Source organism: Desulforhopalus singaporensis, from assembly GCF_900104445.1.
GTDB classification, from domain to species: Bacteria; Desulfobacterota; Desulfobulbia; order Desulfobulbales; family Desulfocapsaceae; genus Desulforhopalus_A; species Desulforhopalus_A singaporensis.
In genome coordinates, this window is record NZ_FNJI01000008.1 from 112,161 (window position 1) to 132,452 (window position 20,292).

Consider the following 20,292-nt stretch of genomic DNA (forward strand, 5'->3'; position numbering starts at 1 on the left):
ATGCGCCGTCGTTAAAGTTTGAGCCATCTGTTGGCAACGTCCAGCATCCTGCTGGCAAAGCCCCACTCGTTATCAAACCAGCAAAACAGCTTGACCAGCCGGTCACAGCAGACCTTGGTCTGGGTTCCGTCGATGACGCAGGAGCGGGGGTCGGTATTGAAGTCCACTGACGCATGAGGCTCTTCAGTAAAGCCTGCCAGGCCGTGCAGATCGTTTTCGCACTCGTGTTGCAGCAGTTGATTGAGTGCCCCCGCCGAAGTTGGCCGTTTGAGGTTTATCGACAAGTCCATCGCAGAAACATTTATGGTGGGCACCCGCACGTGCAGACACTCAAACCGTCCGGTGAGGTGCGGCAACAGGCGATTAATACCCTTTGCCAGGCCAGTGTCGACGGGGATAATGGAATGCAGCGCGCTCCTGGTCAGCCTGAGGTTGGTATGGTGATAGCTGTCGATGACCGGCTGGTCGTTCATTGCCGAATGAATCGTGGTTGTGGTGCCGCATTCAATACCGTATTCACGATCAAGTATATTGAGGATGGGTACGATACAGTTGGTCGTGCACGAGGCGTTGGAAACAACAGTATGGTGTGGCAGAAGCTCTTTCTCGTTGAATCCATAGACGATTGTGGCATCCACTTCCGAACTCATGGGGTGTGAGACCAGAATTTTTCTGGCCCCGCTGGCTACATGTATATCTGCGGTCCCACGATCGTCAAAAGTTCCTGAACACTCAAACAGAAGATCTATGCCAAGTTCTTTCCAGGGGAGTTTTGCGGGGTCTTTCTCGCTGATAATTTTGACCCGGTCGTCACCTATATAGAGGGTGTTGCCCTCAAATCGAAGAGGATACGGGAAACGGCCGTGGGTGGTGTCGTATCTTGTCAGATAGGTAAGGGTTTCAATATCGGCAAGCTCGTTTATGGCTATGATGGAAAATTCCGAGCGGTACGGGCTTGAATAGACAGCCCGCAGGACAGACTGGCCGATCCTGCCGTATCCGTTGATTGCAACTTTGTAGCTCATAGGGTGAAAATTGGTTGGATTGGTTTGTTGACTTGGCCCGGCAGTCAAAGTCCTGGCCGGTTACATCTCTCACACGTTACAGTCCGCAACATATATTTTTCCCCGCAGTAACTGCGGCTGCGATGTTTTTTGGCTGCAACAGGTATCATTACAGCGATTGGGTGCAATTAACAACCGCAGATTTCAGGAAAAGGTGTGTATCGGGAAAAAAAGGGTGGATGGGGGGAGTCGCCGGTGAACAGTTTTCCCTGGAACCTTAAGCGACAGGTAGAAAAATAAATCGATTCCGGGTAATACAAAGGATGCTTCACAACATTGCCGCTAACTTATCAATTCAACAAACCAGAGACGGGAGAGAAAATGGAAGCGGAAGGCCGCATAATCATAAATACCGGAGACGGTAAAGGAAAAACAACGGCAGCCCTCGGGACAGCCTTCAGGGCGCTTGGACACGATAAAAAAGTATGTGTTATTCAGTTCCTCAAGGGAAAAGGTAGATATGGAGAACGGATAATGGCGGAACGGCTGCCAAATCTGGACTGGCATATCTGCGGCAAAGGATTTGTTTTTATGAAAGAGAATCTTGAGGAAGACCGCAGGGTGGCAAGAGAGGGGTTTGAAACTGCAAAACGCTGTATTCTCAGTGACCAGTATGATCTGGTTATTCTCGATGAGATCACCTATCTGCCGTTGTACGATTTTCTCGACGTGGAGGAAATCGTCGAACTCATACGCAACAAGCCCAGGCGGTTATCCCTTATTCTTACCGGAAGGGACGCTGACCCCAAACTGGTGGAACTCGCCGATACCGTGTCCGTCATGGAACCGTTGAAGCACGCTTACAAGCAGGGAATAAAAGCGCAGAAAGGTATAGAATTCTGACAACAGCGGGCGCGAACTTCACAGCAACACATTTTGCGGAGAAAAAAAATGATGAACAAGGGGGTGCTGGAAAATATTTTGGTTCTCGATCTGTCACGGATGCTGCCCGGGCCGTACTGCTCGATGATTCTCGCCGATCACGGCGCAGAGGTGATTGCCATAGAGAGTTCTCGTTTTCAGGAGGATGGCCTCTTTTTTAACGACCTGAACCGAAACAAGCAACATATGTCGCTTAACCTGAAGTCGGCAAAGGGGGCGGAGATTTTTTTTGAGCTCGCCAAAAAGGCCGATGTGATTCTCGAGGGTTTTCGTCCGGGAGTGGTAAAAAGACTCGGGGTAGACTACGAATCGATACGGCAGGTAAATCCCGGGATAGTGTACTGCTCGATCAGCGGCTACGGCCAGACCGGGCCGAAGAGTCAGGAGGTCGGCCACGATGTCAACTATCTGAGCAGTGCCGGACTGCTCGACTTGATCGGTGAAAAAGACCGGCCGCCCGCTATTCCAGGGATCCAGATCGCGGATATTGCCGGAGGCAGCATGAATGCGGTTATCGGGATTCTGCTCGCACTTCTGGACCGGGAAAAAAGCGGCAAGGGGCAGCATATCGATATCTCCATGACCGACGGAGTCCTCGGGTTTCTCTCGCTGCCCTATTATTTCAGCAGAGCAACGGGCAACCAACCCGAAAGGGCGGACGGTATGCTTTCGCACCGATACGGATGCTATAACACCTACCGGACCGAAGATGGTAAATATGTGGCAATCGGGGCAGTTGAGCACCGGTTCTGGGCCAGGCTCTGCGCCATTTTGGAGCTGGATCATTTCACCAATCTGCAATATGACGAAAAGCGGCGGACCGAGATTATTGCTAAGCTGCGAAAAATTTTCAGCTCCAAAGCCCAGAAGGAGTGGGAAAGGATACTGGGCGGTGAAGATGTCTGCTTTTCCTGTATAAGGACAATGGACGAGGTGTTCACCTGTGACCTGTTTATCGACAGGGGGATGATCCAGTCCTACGGGTCTGAAGACGGTGAATCCGATACGGCCCGGTACGGGTTCGGCATCCCCGTCAAGCTGAGCAGAACCCCCGGGGCAATAAGGAGTAATCCCTGCGGCTTCGGTGTCCACACCGAACAGATCCTGCAGGAGCTGGGATATGACGAAGATGAAATTGAAACTTTCAGGCAAAGTGGCGTTATATGAGTTTTTTTGCAGATTGCAGCTGTGACAGCGGTTGTCTCTTTACCTTTCTGTGCATACAAGTTTACAGCGGACTTTGATAATGGTCCCGACTCGACTTTTCAACGAAACAGAGGAAAAGGAGGTATCCTATGTCGCTTACACCTTCAACCATGCAGGAACTTGGCACAAAAGCACCCGGTTTCACCCTTAGGGATTTTGACGGAAACATCTTTTCCCTGGAGGACCAGAAGATAGATCGGGGACTGCTGGTGATCTTCATGTGCAACCACTGCCCGTATGTGATTCATATCCGAAAAGTCATGGTGGAGAAAATCCTGGATTATCAGCACCAGGGGATCGCGGTTGTCGGAATTAATGCCAATGATTATATGATGTTCCCCGAAGATGCTCCGAAGAAAATGGCGTCGGTGTCGCAACAGTTCGGTTACAGTTTTCCCTACCTGGTGGACGAACAGCAGCAGGTGGCCAAGGCCTACAGGGCCGCCTGCACTCCCGATTTCTTTCTCTATGACAAAGACCTTAAGCTTGTATATCGGGGGCAGTTTGACGGCGCCCGTCCCGGCAACGGGGTGGAGATCACCGGAGAAGACCTGGGTGATGCGGTGGCCCGGCTCATCGGTGGATTGGAAATTTCGGCAGAGCAGCGACCGAGCATGGGGTGTAATATCAAGTGGAAGACAGGCAACGAACCCGATTATTTCCGTCGCTGACCGGAGCTGGAAGATCGGTGTTGAACTATTTTGCCTACGGCTCTAACATGTCTCTTGCAAGGCTGCAGGAAAGGGTTTGCCGCGTCCGGATCCTTGGCACCGGCATGCTGCGGGGCTACCTGCTGAAGTTTCATAAAAAAGGCATGGACGGTTCCGCCAAGTGTGATGCCTTTTATACCGGAAACCCTGACCATTATGTTTTGGGCAGGGTCTTTGCGATCAACGAGCAGCAGAAAATCCTGCTCGACAGGGTTGAGGGGCTGGGGAAGGGATATTGTGAAAAAATGGTGGAGATCCTTCCTGTCTGCAGCCTGTCCGCACCGGTTCAAGGTAGGCAAAAAGCCTCCATCTATTATGCAACGGATATAGATGAATCCCTCAAACCCTTCAGCTGGTACAAAAACCACGTCTTGCAGGGAGGAAGGGAGGCCGGGTTCGACTGTGACTATATGCGCCTGATTGAGCAGACAGCGGCAATTGAAGATCCGGACCTCTCAAGAGAGGCGCAACAAACCGCTGTCTACCGCCGGTAAACGGCCTGGGCCTGCAACCAAGCCGGCCCTCCCAAGCTATTTTTTACTTGAGTTTTTTCGGTTTGCAGACGTCTTCCGGCTTCGCCACGCTGCGGCCGCACCCTTCACAAAAGTGCGTCGCCGGCTGAATAAGCGAAATAAACGATTTGGCATCTTTTACCTGCAGTTCTTCCTCTACATAAGCACAAAGGGTTTTGTGTTTTTTATCACTCATTGCAGATCTCCTTGTATATATCAGAATAGCATGTTGTTCCTTTTGTCGGCCGGCCGCTCGTCAGAGAGCATGTTGCCGGCTCCTGATTGTACCTGCACCCGACTTTGCAAGTCATCTATAAATGATTATCATTGCTGTATCCTTGGGCAACCGGAATTATAAGTGGTGATTCCGTTTTCCCGGTATTTATTCAGGAGGAAACACGATGAAAACACAACAACAAATGGTAGAGTCGTTTCAAATGGCTCACCGCGGATATATGAAGAATCTCGGTTTATGTCTTGAGCGGATAGAAAAAGATTTTGAAGCTTCCCGCGAGATTGACGAAGTGTGCAACGGCGAATGGTGCCGGGCCATAGAGTATTCCCTGGATGAAATGGCAAAAGAGCTCTATTCAATCAGTGAACCACGCTGGGTTGCCGATGACTATTCAAGGACTCTTCGCAATATGCGTCGCAGGTTGCATGACCTCTACGCCAGATACCAGGGGCTCCGTTCAAGCGCAGAACATTGACGGCTGGTCCTCCCAAAAGGAGGACGGCAACATCCGTCATCTGTTGCCCGCCTGTCCCTGTCTCCTTGTCTACGGCCCACTGCTCTTAAAACGATAAACTGTTCGCCGGGTCACTATTATCTGTTACAGTAAGAGTACGGATCTGAATTACTGCATGCTGACAGGAGAATAGAACACAATCGTCATTTTTCTTTACCGGCGGAAAAGGTCGTTACAGGGAGGTGGGTGTAATGGAGACAAGGGGGCAACAAAAGAGCACGGGGGTTATTGTCGTAGATGTTCAGGGCGATTTCACAGAGTGGAAAAACGGTGCGCTGGCGGTAAGCGGGACCGGCAAGGCTTTTATCGATAAACTCGGCCAGGCAACCAGCACCCTGAAGAGCAGCGGATGTAAGATCTATGCCACTATGGACTGGCATCCCTCCGGTCACATCTCTTTTTTTACCAGTCATAACAATAAAAAGATTATGGACGTGATACGGGTCGATGGAAGAACACAGGTGCTGTGGCCGCCCCATTGCGTTCAGCACAGTTCCGGCGCAGAGCTTGTTCTTGATAAGGGACTCTTCGATGCGGTGGTCAAAAAGGGGCAGAATAAAAATTTCGACAGCTATTCCGGATTTAAAGACGACGGGGGTGAGAGCACCGAACTGCTCGACATCCTGAAAAAAGACGGAATTGAGCAGTTGATCGTCTACGGCATAGCGATGGATTATTGCGTCAGGGCTACTGCAATCGATGGCGTATACGCCGGATTTGACGTCACCGTCATTGAGGATCTGACCGCTCTAATCACTCCCGAGACCTCCTTAAAAGCGAAACAGGATATGATTAACAGCGGTGTTGTTTTCCAAAAGCAGCTGTAACCGGACGGAAGGTACGTTACTGCAGCAGAGAAGATTTTTTTCTCCGGGAAGATCCGGGCAGTTTACCAAACAGGATCCCCACCAGGAAAACTCCGGCTCCCGCCAGAAACCAGTGCAGTTTTTTGTCTTTTTGCAGCTCTCTGTTCTCCTCTTCGATGGTGGCTATCCTGGCGGTGAGTTCTTCGTTTTTCTTTTCGGTCCGCTGCTGCAGTTCCTTGAGCTCAATCACGTCGGAAGTATCCTGAAGCAGGGTCTGGTATTCATCGTGAATGCGGTCTTTTTCAAGGGCAATGGTTTGCAGTTCAACCCGGGCCTGCTCAAGAGCCTGGTCGGTCTCTTCGAGCTGTTGTTTTGTTTCGGCTTCCCGTTCTTTTATCTCATCATTTTCCTTGCGCAGGGAAGTGACCATTTCGGTAAGCGGTGGGGTGGGGCTGAGAAACCTGCTCAATATCCAGCCTTCGTTGCCGTTTTGCAACCGGACCCTGGAGTAGTTTCCCTGCTCTTCAAGAAGCGACAGGGAACTTCCATCCTTTACCATTGCAATAATCTTAAAATTCGTTCCCTGGCCGGTACGAACGACAACTTCTGCAGACGGTTTGACGTACCGTACCTGCGAAGCCGTGGCCAGGGCGGCGGCAGTAACAACGACCGCAGCGGCAACAATAGTTACGAGATATTTTTGAGGGCCCGGTGATGATGGGACAAAGTTTGTTTTCATGATTAAGCGTTGGTACCAGTATGATTATGATAAACGTCGGCTGTGGTGCTTTTTGCGCGGGTTATGCTTGTGATCAGGGGACGTGCGTTGGATTTTGCAGCGGCACCCCTGACGCATTGATTACGGGCTCTGTCTATCGGTGAACCAGTGACACCGGTCGTAAGCCATGACTCTAATGAAATAGAGTTGTTTGCAAAAAACAATCGTTTTTTATGCAGATTTACAAAATTTTAACAATCAGTAGCGGTCAGAGAAAATTGTCAACAGCGGAATGATTAAGTGCGGTGGCAAAATTCTCGGCGAAGCCTGGATAGGTCTTCCGGTAGGCTGAGAAAATCTCATCAAACGGCACATCGACGAAGGTGCCGCGATCTCTTAGATATTCCATGTGTTTTCTGCCCCTGGTGTCAAATTCATGAAAAATCGAATCGGCTTGGCCGTCAAACTCCAGAGGTTTGACGCCGAAACGTTCACAGAGCGAGAGGTTGAATGCCGGGGTCGCCTTGACCCACTTCCGGTCGAGAAGCATCTCGGTATAGCCGTGATAAATAAAGATATCTGTCCCCATAAGAGCCCGCAGCTTCGGGGTGGTGAGATGGTTGGTAACATCACCGAATCCCAGCCTGCAAGGTATTTTCTGCCGGCGCCCCAGCGCGGCGAGAAGTACCGCTTTGGCAACGCAATATCCCTTGCCTTTTTTCAGGATTGCCGAAGCTCTCATTGAATCGCGGCTGTAGCCCAGATCGTATGGGTCGTAGAGTATCCGGTCACGTACCGCATAATAGAGGGTGATCGCTCGCTGGACCGGGGTGTGGCAGTCGCTGCAGAGGGTGTCGGCAAATTCGATTATGTCGGGATGATCGGAATCAATGAAAAATGACGGCTGCAAATAGGGATGGTTGTTGTCGTACATGGTATCTGGCAAAATATTGTGATGGTACTGTTATGTTTGTGGTATCCGGCCCGGACAGCTTAAAACATCTGCACATAATAGTAAACCTGTGTTTGCCCTGTACGGCTGCCGCCTGGCTTTCAGGCGACCCCTCTCCCGTAGTTTCAGCAGGAAAAGTTCCCTTTGAAGGATTTTACCTGGGATTAAAGAGGTATTGGACAAGAGAACAGCAAGCTCCGGGAAGTATTTTTGTAAAATTGACTTAATCCATTTTATCGCAGCCAACAGGTGGTATTTTGGCAACGGTATGGTGGCAGGGGTCTTTCGGTTGCCAATAAATGAGATTGCCGAAACGATGAAAAATTGTAACAGTAAGGGGAGAAATGATAAAACTCGCCATTCTCGTAAGAGAGGAGACCACCGCCAGGTGTACCGGCAAAGGATGTCTGAAAAGTTTTTTTGCAAAATCTGAAAGCTTTGCCCGATACCAGGGCAGCGAGGTAGTTCTCGCCGGTTTTTTTCACAGCGGCGGAGACCTGGAGTATAAGATCGGGAAAATGAAAGAGGCCGGCGTACAGGTGATCCACGTCTCCACCTGTATGAGGGCAAAGTATGAATACTATGAAGAACTGGTGAAAAGACTGGCAGAAGATTTTGACGTCGTCGGGTATACCCACGGTTCAGAACACGGCAAGATCAGGAATACGCTCACCATCGTCGGCAAAACTGGTAAATTCTAGACTCTTGCTCGTGGGCTTATCTTCGGGTGAAGCCGGACAAACAGATTATACGTATCATGAACAGGAGCATCTCTTATAAAAACGGGACAAAAGCGGACACCGGTTGGCCGTGCAGTAGATCCTTCAGGGAACAATTACAAGGCAATCTCGACTCCTTTACCCGTTGCGAGGTGAAGCAGCCGCCTGGAAGTATGCGGTTTGCAGCTGTCGCCGTCACTGTGATCGATTTCCGTCATCAGGGCAATCTTGCCGGGCTGGGAGAACAGAGGGACGACAGTGCCGCGCTGATATTGACGCGGCGGTCGCCGATGCTCAGAAGCCATGCTGGTCAGTGGGCTTTGCCAGGGGGCAGGATTGACCCAGAAGAATCACCGGTGGAGACCGCACTCAGGGAGTTGCGGGAGGAAGTGGGGCTTCACCTCACCAGGGACAACCTCATGGGTCTGCTTGATGATTATGTTACCCGCTCAGGGTTTCATATTACCCCGGTGGTGTTCTGGGGAGGCACGGTGGGGAAATTACAAAAAAATGACGGCGAGGTTGCCTCGATTCACCGCATTCCCTGCTCTGAACTGGCGCGACAGGATGCTCCCTTGCTGGAGAACGGTGTCGTTCCCGGCCGTCAGGTGCTTTATATGCCGGTGGGCAATACGGTGATTGCTGCTCCCACCGCGGCCGTGTTGTTCCAGTTTCGGGAAGTCGCCATGTTCGGCAAATCTTCGCGGGTGGCCCATTACGATCAGCCGTACTTCGCCTGGAAGTAGTGTTTTCCGAAACAAAAAAGTCTGCCGGTAAAAATCTAGTCCACATATCTTACGATGTTGCAGGCTTGTTTCGACTCCAGGAGATCAATCGCCGCCTCGAGTACCCGGTTCTGGTAAACTATATCAAACGGGGTGCCGAGAACCAGCGCTCCATGATGTTACCGGTCAGGAGGGATTTTGGGATCGACATGGCCGTGAGCCTTTCGGCAAAACCGGCAACGGCAATTACAACCGTTGCAATACCTGTCATGTAGGAAATGACTAGCGCGTTCAATTAGTTTTTCTACATGAAGTCTGAAGGAAAGGTGGGGAGTGTTGTCAGCAGTTGTCTCTTTAATCTGTATCAGTTAAAAATCAGTTAAAAGCATTACCGCTCTTGTATAAATGTTGTGTAGTACTATCTGTACCCCATGGATTTGCCAGCAAACAATAAAATAAAGCATCATCGGTGCAATAGCAAAAAGTTGATAAAAGTTGATTTTTGTTAACTTCATCTTTTCACTAGATGAAATACACCGATATTCCATAGATAATATATTTATTCTTCCCGAATAATCTGGACATGGTTCCAGAATTTTTGCAATAGAGTCAAGATGTCACCAGGCAGGATGTGGTTTCGGCAGCCGGAAGATTGCTTGAGGCGGGTAATCTTATTCAGTTTAACTGGAATCCTTTTTACAAGTTCCATTCTATGGGCAAACATCGTGATTGATGTGGCAATTTGTAAGGGGAAACAATTTGGTTACGAAAAAGTAATGCACCACTGAAGTAGGGGCAATCTTATATTTGTGAAATCACACGTCATAGACATCATTTTATAGCATGAAAACGAACTGGCTTTAGTGTAAGGTGTTGTGGTAACCTGATTTCTATGGGGAATTTTTGTTTCCACCAAAACAGTTTACGGTGAATTTAGTGGTTTTCGTGTATTCAACAGTCAAAAACAGCTATGCCGAAGAAAAAAAATCTGGATGATAGAGAGATAGAAGATCACGTTAATGATAACTCACAACCGTTGAACATGGTTCACTCGAAAGTAAAGTTCGAGGTGTTCGGTGAGGAAATGATCGAGAAAAGTGTGAAAGCCAGTGGTAATAGCGGCAGGATCTATCTACCCCCTGACTGGGTTGGTCATCGAGTGAAAATCATAAGAATAGACTGATTGAGTGAAAGGAAATATGGACACGAAAAAAGATCTGAAGATTCGCAGTTGGAAAAAAGAAGATACCGATGGTATCTGTGAGATTTACAGCCTCATAACCAATAAAGATGTTGATGCAGATTTTAGGCGTGTTGTTTTGGAGCGAGCTCAACAGGCCGGAAAACAGGCTCATTTTGTCGCAGAGTTTGAAGGCAAAATTGTAGGGTTCCTGATCTCTTACATTCTCCCTTTCGGGTTCGGTGCTGAAGATTGTGCGTATATTGCCACGATGGGCGTTCATCCGAAATTTATGGATCAGGGTATCGGAGCCGAAATGACGAAAGAGGCGTTTATGTACTACAAATCTCAGGGGATTGTTAGTGTTTACACTTCGGTTCGTTGGGATTCCCCTGATCTGCTTTCATTTTTCAAAAATATGGGGTTCGAACGAAGCAACTATATAAACCTCCAAACAAAATTCAGCCTGCTAAAATAATAATGGATTAGTAAAAAGTGAGGTCTGCAACGAGGTAGGCTGCACGTCTTTGATGTCAATTGATACGGACCTCTTTAATGTCCATCCTATACGGACCCTTTTAGGGTTTCGTGCCTCTCTTACTTGTTCAATGTCATATTTGTACGCGAAATTTTATCCCCGAAGGTCAGCATAGACTCAGATGTCAGTCATATGTCTGTGGTAAAATTACTCGCATACCATGATTTAGAATAAATCCCCCCTCTTTTATCTCAAGTGCTGTAACCTTTCATGGCAGGCGGTTTATTGGCCGGTTCTGATCTCCCCTCCCTTGAGTGGCGGCTATCAAGGGATCATAAAGCAAAAGTCTCCACCACCCAGCATCCATTTTAACGAGTTTGTCGTGCCAGGTGCGATCAACTTTGTCGAATTTACATATTTGCCTTTTGCGACTTGTGTCGAGAAATCCGTGTGATATTGGCTGGAAACCTGGAACGGGCACAAGGTTGTTCAGCAATTATACTCTTTTTCTTGACATAGTATGAAACAATGGTTTATACAATAGCTACAAGATAGCTTTTAAGTAAGCATTATGAAGCTTATTTCCGCTATATTGTATCTTGGACGGATACTGAAACTGTTTGGTCGCGGATGGATTTATGGCAGGTAACGAAAGAATGAGAAGCAGGTGTTCAAGATCGGTTGTTTTTACTTCGATTCACTAAAATCAGTTGATATTGGACTCATAACTATAGATTAGGAAAAAGTAAGAAAAGAGAGAAAAAGAGCCTGAGGGAGAAGGGATGTCTACGAACACGGTACGGATAGGAAACATCTTTAAAGATTTACCTTTCACTTCGTTTCAATACCGCATCTGTATTTTCTGTTTTCTTGTTTGTTTCCTGGATGGTTTTGACTTAACCATCATCGGCGTCACTTTGCCGAAAATCGCCGAGTATCTGGGGGCTTCCCATGAAGCTCTTGGCTTTGCGCTTGGAGCGGGTCAGTTTGGTCCACTGGTAGGAGCCATATTTCTTGGCATGCTTGCCGACCGGTTAGGTCGTAAGTGGATGTTGTGTGTGTCTGTCTTTATTTTCGGTATATTTACACTGCTTACCCCGACGATTTCAGACGCGGGTCAACTTGGTTTGTATCGCTTTCTGGCGGGGATAGGTCTGGGAGGTGCGATACCGAACGGACTTGCAATTGCCTCAGAATATGCTCCAGCAAAATCCCGATCATTTATTGTGGCCACGATGTATGCCGGGATGCCAGCAGGTGCCATGACGGGCGGCTTTGCAGCTGCGTACATCATCCCCAATATGGGTTGGCAGCATATGTATTATCTCGGCGGCTGGGCTCCGATTGTGTTGGGGTGCTTTATTGCGCCTTTGCTACCTGAATCCCTGGAATTTCTTGCTTCGCGCGGCAAGCTGGGTGACCAGGAGAAAATTCGTTCCATCGTCGCTAAAATATCCCCTGATATAATCTGCAATGGTCCTGTCAGGTTCATCAACACCGTTGCTGTTAAGCCAGGTGTGCCAATCAAACGGCTCTTCACTGAAGGTCGTGCGGCAACAACTCTACTGTTGTGGATTGTGTGTAGCGGCGCACTCTACCTGCTATGGGTTTTGAACACTTGGTCACCGACATTACTTAAAAACAGCGGCGCAACGGTTCAGCAATACAGTTTCGCCTATTCACTGCTCTGTTTCGGGGCAATGATTTCGTCACTGTTTGTGGGATGGACAATGGATAGAATCAATCCGTTCCGGGTGTTGCAAACAGGTTTTGTGTTTGCAGCATTTAGCCTTATTGCATTTGGAATCGGTGCCGAAAGCGGGTCTTTTGCTGTCATCGCGATTCTATCAGTAGTTTGCGGAATATTTATCAATGGCAGTCAGACGGGGACCCTCGCTGTTGCAACACTCTCGTACCCTGCAGATATCAGGGCCACAGCTATTGGCTGGGCATATGCGGTAGCTAAGATAGGTGCCATGATGGCACCTGTGGCTGGTGGCTACATGCTTGCGGCAGAATGGCCAGTGACGAAAATATGCAGCGCCAATGCCCTCATGGGATTCTTTACGGCTGTAATGGTGTTTCTCCTTCATTACCAACTTTCCGGAAGGTGTTTTACGACCTCTGCCAATGAGGAAGAACAACTGCGTGTTCTAACAAGAGAGGTCGGCGCACAGGTCGTCAAGCAGGTATCGGATAACTGATCAGGGTATCGGACATGAGACATGGAAAAAATGAGAAATTGAAAAGAGGACAAGATGGAAGCAAGTCGTGAAATCTATTGGAATGTCGGACATGGAATCGTAACTCTTTTGCCGATGTACCTGCTTGCCGTTTTTGGATTGGCATGCATGGCCATAGGGCTCTTGAAAAGAATCAAGGTTTATAAAACGGGCCTTCCGATGAACAGAAAAGATCAACCGGGAAAGAGACTTCTTTGCACTCTGCAGACCGCTCTTCTGCAAAAACGGGTGACCTCTCCTCTTCTCCCTGGACTCTTCCACGGTCTTTTTTTCTGGAGTTTTCTTATCCTGTTCATCGGAACCGCTCTGATCGTTCTTCAGGCTGACTTTACCGATCTTTTCTGGGACATAAAGTTTCTTGAAGGGTCTTTTTACAAACTGTTCTCTCTGGTGCTTGATCTGGCTGGCATTCTGGCGGTGGTGCTGCTCATCGCACTGCTCGTTCGTCGATTTGTAATATTGAGACATAGCATCAATGAAGACAGGGAACAGCTGTTCATGCATGTTCTCATGTTGCTCATCCTGGTCACTGGCTTTCTTATAGAGGGTTTCCGCATGGCGGTAACCGAGTTGGGCACCCCCCTGGCGTCCTGGTCGCCGGTGGGGCTATTTATAGCAACCATTTTTTCAGGGGCAAAAGAACAGTCAATGCTCCTTCTGCATAAATTCACCTGGTGGATCCATCTGCTGCTTGTCATTGGTTTTATAGCTGCTATTCCATTTACTAAGTTTCGTCACATCGTCACTACTGCCTCTAATTATTTTTTCAAAGACCTTGGTCCAAAAGGGAAATTAATCAATCTCGACCTCGAGGATGAAAATAAGGAAACCTTTGGCGCAGTGGCTGTAACAGATCTGGCATGGAAGGATATTTTAGATGCTGATGCGTGTACCACGTGCGAGAGGTGTCAGGACAGGTGTCCGGCGTACAACACCCAGAAACCTCTTTCCCCCATGCAGGTGGTTTCTCAGATTGGGGATGCCGCATTTACAAAACCGGATCAGAACCTGATTGACAAAATAGGCAAGGATGCATTGTGGTCTTGTACGACCTGTGGGGCATGTCAGGAAATTTGTCCTGCATCAATAGAGCACGTACGCAAGATTGTCGATCTGAGAAGATCCTTGGTGTTGATGGAAGGTGAATTCCCAGGCGATGAAGTCATGACGGCAATGGAACAGACAGAAGTGAACGGTAACCCGCTCGGTATGGGCTATGCAGGACGAGGCGACTGGGCAGCCGATCTGGAGGTACCAACTCTGGCCGAGAATCCGGAGGTTGATGCTCTGTATTTTGTTGGCTGTTACGGCTCTTTTGATAAACGAAATATCAGGGTGGCACAAAGTTTTGTCAAGCTTTGCAAGGCCGCAGGGATCAAGCTGGCTATTCTTGGTAAAGAGGAGAAGTGCTGTGGTGAACCAATGCGGAAGATGGGCAATGAGTATCTCTACCAGACACTGGCCCAGGAAAATATAGAGCTGATTAAATCGTACGGTATCAAACACATAGTTACCACCTGTCCACACTGTTTTAACACCTTGAGCAAGGATTATGCAGACTTGGGTCTGGAGGGAGTGGCTATAGATCATTACACGGTTTTTCTCGATGAACTCATTGCTGAAGGAAGTCTGGACATCGCCGCTGACAATTTTTCATGCACATATCACGATTCATGCTACCTCGGCAGACACAATGAGATATATGAACCACCAAGGTCACTGTTGCAACATGCGGGAGCCTCGCTGGTAGAAATGGAGCGTAGCGGAAGTGAGGCGTTTTGCTGCAGCGCCGGAGGGGGCCGGATTATGGCTGAAGAAAAGCTTGGTGAACGTATCAATATAAAACGGGCGAAAATGGCAGCTGATCTTGATACAGGTCTCCTGGTATCAAACTGTCCTTTTTGCCTTACGATGTTTGAAGATGGTATCAAAGGTGCTGAGTTAGAGAATAAACTAGAGCCGAAAGATATCGCCGAAATTCTTGTCGAACGGGTGAAACATTAAACAAAACCGCTCAGATAAGTCCATTTTGAGATGAGACGTTTTCAAATTATCGGTTTTTGCTAAAAACCTGGTAGCAATATCATTTGAGGAGACAAATATGAAACTGCTCGTATGTATGAAACAAGTTCCTGATATGGAGTCAAAATTCCAGATTGACGGCAACGGTACATGGTACAGCCTCGAGGACCTTGCCTGGCGCATGAACGAGTATGACGAATACAGTGTTGAACAGGCCGTCTTGATAAAGGAGCAGCTCGGTGACGTCGATGTTACGGTACTTTCGATTGGCTCAGATAAGGTTAAAGAGACCATGAAAAAGGCACTTGCTATGGGCTGTGACCGGGGCGTTCATATTGATGATGCGAATGTCTTTACCCGTGAGCCGTATGAGATCGCAGGAATTATCGCTGAATTTGCAAAAGATAAAGGTTTCGACGTCATCCTTACTGGTATGCAGTCCCAGGACAGGGGGAGTGGACAAGTGGGGCTTCTGGTCGCAGAGATGCTTGATATAGCGTCTGTTTCCACAATTGTCTCCTGTTGCTGTACAAGCGAGGATGTTGAAGTTGCCCGTGAACTGGAAGGAGGTATCAAAGCGAAGATCAAAGTGAAGCTTCCCGCCTTACTGACCTGTCAGCTCGGTCTCAATGTTCCCCGCTATCCAACCCTGCCAAACATCATGAAGGCCAAGAAAAAAGAACTTCTCACACTTCCTGGAGAAGACTTCCTGCAGGTTGCTCCAAGGATGACAACGGAAGCGATGTTTATACCAGAGAAAAAAGCCGGGGGAATCATTCTGGAAGGCGATGAAAATGAACTGGCTGACAAGCTGATAGCGATTCTCAAAGAAAAAACTGCTGTACTGTGATGGAGGGAAATATGAAACTATTACTTGTTGCTGAGTACAGAGAAGGGAAAATACTGGATACTTATGGAGAGTTGCTTGGCTTTGCCCAAAAACTTAATGCTGAAAGCTCCATGGTTCTGGTCGGTGCAGCGGACAGTCTGCCGTCTTTTGATGGAAAACTTTATCTTGCGGATGTTGCCACGCATGGTGAGTCCAATGCAGATGTTCACAAGCAGGTGGTGCTGGACGTGGTTTCCAGGGAAAATCCGGATATGGTGGTGCTCTGCCATTCTTCCTACGGTTGGGATCTTGCCCCAAGGATTGCCTATCAATTGAAGGCGGCCCAGGTTTCTGAGGTTGTTGATATTCAGGATGGAAAGCTCGTGGTACCTGTATGTAATGCAAAATTGCGTCGGACATTGGTTCCCGGAAGTGCGCTTACCGTGGCAACCATCCAGTCTGGTGCTTTTGCAGCGCCTGAATTGGCGGGTGCAGCGCCAAGGGTGGAATCGATTGAGGTCTCTACAGACGGAAGTTATACATTTCTTGGCTATGAAGAGGCTACGGAAGGTGGGGTCGATCTTACTAAGGCAGATATTATTGTAAGCGCAGGACGGGGCGTCGGGAAAGCGGACAATGTAGGTCTCGTCATTGATCTTGCCAAGGCTCTTGGTGGTGAGTATGCAGCATCCAGGCCGGTTGTGGATTCTGAATGGGTTGCCCATGAACGTCAGGTTGGAACAACGGGCCAGACAGTGGCGCCGAAATTGTATATAGCCTGTGGTATTTCTGGTGCCATACAGCACCTTGCCGGAATGAAAAAGTCAGATTTCATAGTTGCGATTAACACCGATCGTGACGCACCCATTGCAGAAGAGGCGGATGCCCTGGTGATAGCTGATCTTTTGCAGTTTGTTCCGATCTTGACAGAAAAAATACAATCCCTTTAAGGGGGGCTCGGGGTTTTCTTATATGAGGAAATCCCGGGTTGATTTGGGTATACTAGTAGGGAGACCTGAAAAACAGGATAGTGTTTGCGAATTTGAAGAGCTTTTAAAATTTCCCCGCAGATTTAAAAGCGATTCTGTTGAGGATACAATTCTTGATGCAGGCATGAAGTAGAGTGGTTAAGTAAGGTTATCAAGGTCTCCTTCGTATACAGGGAGATTCCGACCCGAGAAGTACGGCCGGATTATCAGCGTGTTTTCAAGCTGTTTGAATTCTTTTATCGAATTATGCAGATGAAAAAAGCACAGACTGTCAAGACAATACTGGCACGGGGATGCAGATACGGAGGCAACAAACCAGCTCTGGTTTCCGAAGGGACATCATACTCTTTCAACACCTTACAACAACGGGTGAAAAAACTGGCCAACGGGTTCCTCGATCTCGGTTTACACAAAGGGGATCGGGTGGCGATACTGAGTAAAAACAGTGTGGTAGTTGCGGAATCGTATCTGAGTGTTCCATCGGCAGGGTTGGTGCTGGTTGTTCTGAATTACCGGTTTTCCCCTAAAGAACTTCTGGCGGTATTAATCGATTCTTCCCCACAGGTGTTGCTGGTATCTGAAGATTACCTTGAACTTGTTCGGCAACTTGAGGACAAACTTTCTTTTATCAAATGGTTTGTTCATGTTGACGGGAACCATAATGTTTCAGGTAAATGGACGCATTATTCAACAATCCTTTCTAGAGGTGTTGAAAAACAAATTCCCGTAGATGTTGCCAATGGTGATCTGGCGGCCTTGATGTACACCAGTGGAACAACGGGCACACCCAAGGGTTGTATGATTACCCACCAGAACCTGTTTCATGCCGGCCATAGCCTGTCGGTTGAGATGGACATGACTGATACTGATGTTGGTCTCGTACCGGTTCCCCTCTTTCACGCTTCAGGGCAATGTCTGTTGCTGACCTGCGTATACAGTGGTTGTACAGCTGTAATTCAACCATGTTGGGATATTGGCAACTTCGTAAATCTCGTTACAGAGTACAAGGTTACCGCAACGATGCTTGCTACGCCAATGGTTACCAGTCTTGTTGCTGTATCAGAAGGTGAGCGTGATCGTATTGTTTCCCTGAAAAAAGTACTTTTTGCAGGAGCACCAGCGTCTGCTGTTATCTGGGCGAGGGCGATTGAAAGATTTGGAAATATCTTTATTCACGGTTTTGGTACCACAGAAACCGTGGGCTCCATCTCAATACTTCAACTCGACGACTTGCAGCATGCCCTAGATTCAGGATATTCGGACATTCTTAAATCCTGCGGCAGAGGGTATATGGACATGGAAGTAGAAATCGTTGACGAATCGCGAAAAAAACGTGTCGCTCCTCTCACAATTGGTGAAGTGCGAGTCCGCGGTAAAGGAGTCTCCAGGGGCTACTGGAGAAAACCGAAAGAGACCCGGCGAGCGTTTGTTGATGAATGGTTCTATACCGAAGACCTTGCCGTTGTCGATGAGAGAGGATTCATATCAATTGTCGGCAGAATGAAGGACATGATTATTTCAGGAGCGGAAAATGTTTTCCCAGCTGAAGTTGAAAATATCCTTCAGAAGCACCCTGCCGTATACCAGGCCGCCGTTATCGGTATAGCTGATGAAAAATGGGGTGAAGCAGTCACCGCATATATCCAGCTGAAAGCAGGAAAATCAACTGACGCCGAGAGCATAATAAACTTTTGTAAGCAGGAAATTGCATCGTATAAGGCTCCCAAATCCATCCACTTTGTCGATCAGCTCCCTTTAAGTGCAACAGGCAAGATTTTAAAGGGGAAACTGAAAGGCGCAGTTCATAATTTCGCACTGTAGATCTCGTTATTTACACGTAAAACGATAGTCGCTTCATGTCCACTATGTGTCGGTTGTTCTTCACCGGCACATCTCTCAATCTAAAAAGTAGCTATTATATAGCTTTCATGTCCCTGTTGTCTACGTCTTGATATTATTCATATAATCTCTTGAAAGCAGCTGTGACGGCATAAATTCTGCAAAATTATCCTGAATATTTCCTTGACAACATTGTAGCTACAATATAACTATAAACTACAAAGAAGCTATATTGTAACTATAGCGTCTAGGTTGATTTTTGCTGACCGACCTGGAGCTTGCACAATAACGAATCAAGCACAGGCAAATTTCTACAATGGAGGCCAGACAAATGGAAAGATGGCAGAACGTTGAGCGAGTACCCGCACCGGCAATAGTTCCTGAATATGGAGGTCTCGCCGGCATGAGAGTCCTGATGACCGGAAGCGTTGTTGCAGCACCGTTTGCCGCAAGTTTTATGGCGGAACACGGAGCGGAAGTAATACATGTGGAGCGACCAAAAATCGGAGATGCTTTTCGCGGTCAAGCCCCGGTTATTACGAATAGCAAAGACGGGGACAAGCAGTTCGATCTTGCAGGACCAGATGTGGCTCCACATGAAAAAGTCAGTACGGGCTGGATTCAAGAAGGCCGGAACAAGTTAAGCCTTACTCTCGAACTCAATCTGAACATTCCGGAATCAAAAGATATCTTCCTTTCTCTTATTAAAAACTGCGATGTCTGGGTTGAAAACATGGTTTGGGTTGAAAAGCTGGGCATCACCGAATCGATGTTGTTTGAAGTAAATCCCAAATTGGTCATTGCTCATATAAGCGGTTTCGGGCGTCCCCAGTTCGGAGGTGTAGAAGAAGAGTGTAACCGACCTTCTTACGATGCAATTGGCCAGGCGGAGAGCGGTTGGATGCATCTCAACGGGTACGAGGATCGTGCACCGTCTCTGGGTGCAATGTTCGTCAATGATTATGTCAGCGCCATGTTCTGTGTCAGCGGAATTCTGGTTGCCTACATCAATGCACAAAAGACAGGAAAGGGTCAGGCTGTGGATGTGTCTCAGGCTGAGTGTATGAGTAAATGTCTTGGCGATACCTTCGTCAACTACTTTACCCTTGGAATGGTTAAGAAGCGTGCCGGCAATAAAATACCGATCTTCCAGCCGGCTAATCTCTTCAAAACAAAGGACAATTATCTGTTTATCGGCGCTTTTGGTCCCGCAGTATATAACCGTGCACTTCAAGCAATGGATATTGATACAGATATTTACTCACACAAAAAGGCTGGCGGTTCCCGTGAGGCAGTTAACTCTGAGCTTGGCCTGGAAGTTAACCGGCTCATTGAAGAGTGGATGCTGCAACGAACTTCAGAGGAAGCTGCCAATCATCTCAAAAGCAAAAAAGTGCCCTGCGGGATACCGAGAACAGCAGAAGATCTCGCAAACAGTGAGCATTACAAAAAGAGGGGCAACTGGATCCAATACGAAGATGAAACATTAGGTGAGACCGTAACAGCTTATGGATTTGCGCCAAAGATGAGCAGTACTCCACAAAAGGTTTGGCGCGGTGGGCCGCGACTTGGTCAGGACACTGATACGATTCTTAGGAAAATCGTCGGATACAGCGAAGATGAGATCATTGCCCTCAAAGGCAAGGGAATTATCGACTGACCGATACCA

The 20,292-nt window shown here is 48.0% G+C and carries 21 protein-coding genes; 17 read left to right on the forward strand and 4 right to left on the reverse strand.

The annotated features are described in order from the left end of the window. Positions 1 to 11: 11 nt before the first annotated feature. Entirely contained in the window at positions 12 to 1,025 is a 1,014-nt protein-coding gene (locus tag BLQ17_RS07415; protein WP_092221404.1) for a glyceraldehyde 3-phosphate dehydrogenase NAD-binding domain-containing protein, read from the reverse strand. 360 nt (positions 1,026 to 1,385) lie between these two features. Between BLQ17_RS07415 and cobO the strand changes: the two genes are divergently transcribed. The 4 genes from cobO to BLQ17_RS07435 all read left to right on the forward strand — a co-directional run bounded on the left by cobO (position 1,386) and on the right by BLQ17_RS07435 (position 4,356). Then, positions 1,386 to 1,907 carry a cob(I)yrinic acid a,c-diamide adenosyltransferase gene (gene cobO, locus BLQ17_RS07420; protein ID WP_092221406.1) on the forward strand — a complete coding sequence of 174 codons (522 nt, stop codon included), beginning with the start codon at positions 1,386 to 1,388 and terminating at the stop codon, positions 1,905 to 1,907. A 48-nt stretch (positions 1,908 to 1,955) separates the two neighbouring features. Continuing rightward, on the forward strand, positions 1,956 to 3,113 hold the full coding sequence (locus BLQ17_RS07425; protein WP_092221408.1) for a CaiB/BaiF CoA transferase family protein: 1,158 nt from the start codon (positions 1,956 to 1,958) through the stop codon (positions 3,111 to 3,113). Positions 3,114 to 3,241: 128 nt separating this feature from the next. Then, positions 3,242 to 3,823, forward strand: coding sequence for a thioredoxin family protein (locus tag BLQ17_RS07430; RefSeq protein WP_092221410.1), 582 nt, complete (start codon positions 3,242 to 3,244; stop codon positions 3,821 to 3,823). Positions 3,824 to 3,840: 17 nt separating this feature from the next. Continuing rightward, a complete protein-coding gene (locus BLQ17_RS07435; protein WP_218121735.1) occupies positions 3,841 to 4,356 on the forward strand; it encodes a gamma-glutamylcyclotransferase family protein in 516 nt (171 codons plus the stop codon). Between the two features lie 43 nt (positions 4,357 to 4,399). On the opposite strand, the gene BLQ17_RS22540 is transcribed toward BLQ17_RS07435, so the two are convergent. Further along, complete coding sequence (locus BLQ17_RS22540; protein WP_176761126.1) at positions 4,400 to 4,570, reverse strand: hypothetical protein; 171 nt, start codon at positions 4,568 to 4,570, stop codon at positions 4,400 to 4,402. Positions 4,571 to 4,775: 205 nt separating this feature from the next. On the opposite strand from BLQ17_RS22540, the gene BLQ17_RS07440 reads away from it, so the two are divergent. Together BLQ17_RS07440 and BLQ17_RS07445 are read left to right on the forward strand one after the other, a co-directional pair. Continuing rightward, entirely contained in the window at positions 4,776 to 5,084 is a 309-nt protein-coding gene (locus BLQ17_RS07440) for a hypothetical protein (RefSeq protein ID WP_092221412.1), read from the forward strand. A gap of 230 nt (positions 5,085 to 5,314) precedes the next feature. Next, a complete protein-coding gene (locus tag BLQ17_RS07445; RefSeq protein WP_092221414.1) occupies positions 5,315 to 5,950 on the forward strand; it encodes an isochorismatase family protein in 636 nt (211 codons plus the stop codon). Positions 5,951 to 5,966: 16 nt separating this feature from the next. Here BLQ17_RS07445 and BLQ17_RS07450 read toward each other — a convergent pair whose 3' ends face one another. Continuing rightward, entirely contained in the window at positions 5,967 to 6,668 is a 702-nt protein-coding gene (locus BLQ17_RS07450) for a TIGR04211 family SH3 domain-containing protein (protein ID WP_092221416.1), read from the reverse strand. Positions 6,669 to 6,915: 247 nt separating this feature from the next. Further along, a complete protein-coding gene (locus BLQ17_RS07455) occupies positions 6,916 to 7,581 on the reverse strand; it encodes a transglutaminase-like domain-containing protein (RefSeq protein ID WP_092221418.1) in 666 nt (221 codons plus the stop codon). A 362-nt stretch (positions 7,582 to 7,943) separates the two neighbouring features. Here BLQ17_RS07455 and BLQ17_RS07460 point away from each other — a divergent pair, with 362 nt between their 5' ends. The 11 genes from BLQ17_RS07460 (at position 7,944) to BLQ17_RS07510 (ending at position 20,283) form a co-directional block, all read left to right on the forward strand. After that, on the forward strand, positions 7,944 to 8,300 hold the full coding sequence (locus BLQ17_RS07460; protein ID WP_218121736.1) for a CGGC domain-containing protein: 357 nt from the start codon (positions 7,944 to 7,946) through the stop codon (positions 8,298 to 8,300). Positions 8,301 to 8,356: 56 nt separating this feature from the next. Then, complete coding sequence (locus BLQ17_RS07465; RefSeq protein ID WP_245695032.1) at positions 8,357 to 9,064, forward strand: NUDIX hydrolase; 708 nt, start codon at positions 8,357 to 8,359, stop codon at positions 9,062 to 9,064. 65 nt (positions 9,065 to 9,129) lie between these two features. Then, a complete protein-coding gene (locus tag BLQ17_RS07470) occupies positions 9,130 to 9,318 on the forward strand; it encodes a hypothetical protein (protein ID WP_143005459.1) in 189 nt (62 codons plus the stop codon). Between the two features lie 809 nt (positions 9,319 to 10,127). Beyond that, positions 10,128 to 10,226 carry a DUF2080 family transposase-associated protein gene (locus tag BLQ17_RS23500; protein WP_245695038.1) on the forward strand — a complete coding sequence of 33 codons (99 nt, stop codon included), beginning with the start codon at positions 10,128 to 10,130 and terminating at the stop codon, positions 10,224 to 10,226. Between the two features lie 16 nt (positions 10,227 to 10,242). Next, complete coding sequence (locus tag BLQ17_RS07480) at positions 10,243 to 10,701, forward strand: GNAT family N-acetyltransferase (RefSeq protein WP_092221421.1); 459 nt, start codon at positions 10,243 to 10,245, stop codon at positions 10,699 to 10,701. Between the two features lie 782 nt (positions 10,702 to 11,483). Next, positions 11,484 to 12,905 carry an MFS transporter gene (locus BLQ17_RS07485; protein ID WP_092221423.1) on the forward strand — a complete coding sequence of 474 codons (1,422 nt, stop codon included), beginning with the start codon at positions 11,484 to 11,486 and terminating at the stop codon, positions 12,903 to 12,905. A gap of 54 nt (positions 12,906 to 12,959) precedes the next feature. Continuing rightward, the gene (locus BLQ17_RS07490; RefSeq protein ID WP_092221425.1) at positions 12,960 to 14,948 is read left to right on the forward strand and encodes a (Fe-S)-binding protein; all 1,989 of its coding nucleotides are present in this window, start codon (positions 12,960 to 12,962) and stop codon (positions 14,946 to 14,948) included. Positions 14,949 to 15,045: 97 nt separating this feature from the next. Continuing rightward, positions 15,046 to 15,816, forward strand: coding sequence for an electron transfer flavoprotein subunit beta/FixA family protein (locus BLQ17_RS07495; RefSeq protein WP_092221427.1), 771 nt, complete (start codon positions 15,046 to 15,048; stop codon positions 15,814 to 15,816). Positions 15,817 to 15,827: 11 nt separating this feature from the next. After that, positions 15,828 to 16,745: an electron transfer flavoprotein subunit alpha/FixB family protein gene (locus BLQ17_RS07500; RefSeq protein ID WP_092221429.1), complete on the forward strand. Its 918-nt coding sequence runs from the start codon at positions 15,828 to 15,830 to the stop codon at positions 16,743 to 16,745. A gap of 291 nt (positions 16,746 to 17,036) precedes the next feature. Then, complete coding sequence (locus BLQ17_RS07505) at positions 17,037 to 18,605, forward strand: class I adenylate-forming enzyme family protein (RefSeq protein WP_176761127.1); 1,569 nt, start codon at positions 17,037 to 17,039, stop codon at positions 18,603 to 18,605. 349 nt (positions 18,606 to 18,954) lie between these two features. Next, the gene (locus BLQ17_RS07510; RefSeq protein WP_092221433.1) at positions 18,955 to 20,283 is read left to right on the forward strand and encodes a CaiB/BaiF CoA transferase family protein; all 1,329 of its coding nucleotides are present in this window, start codon (positions 18,955 to 18,957) and stop codon (positions 20,281 to 20,283) included. Positions 20,284 to 20,292: the final 9 nt, after the last annotated feature.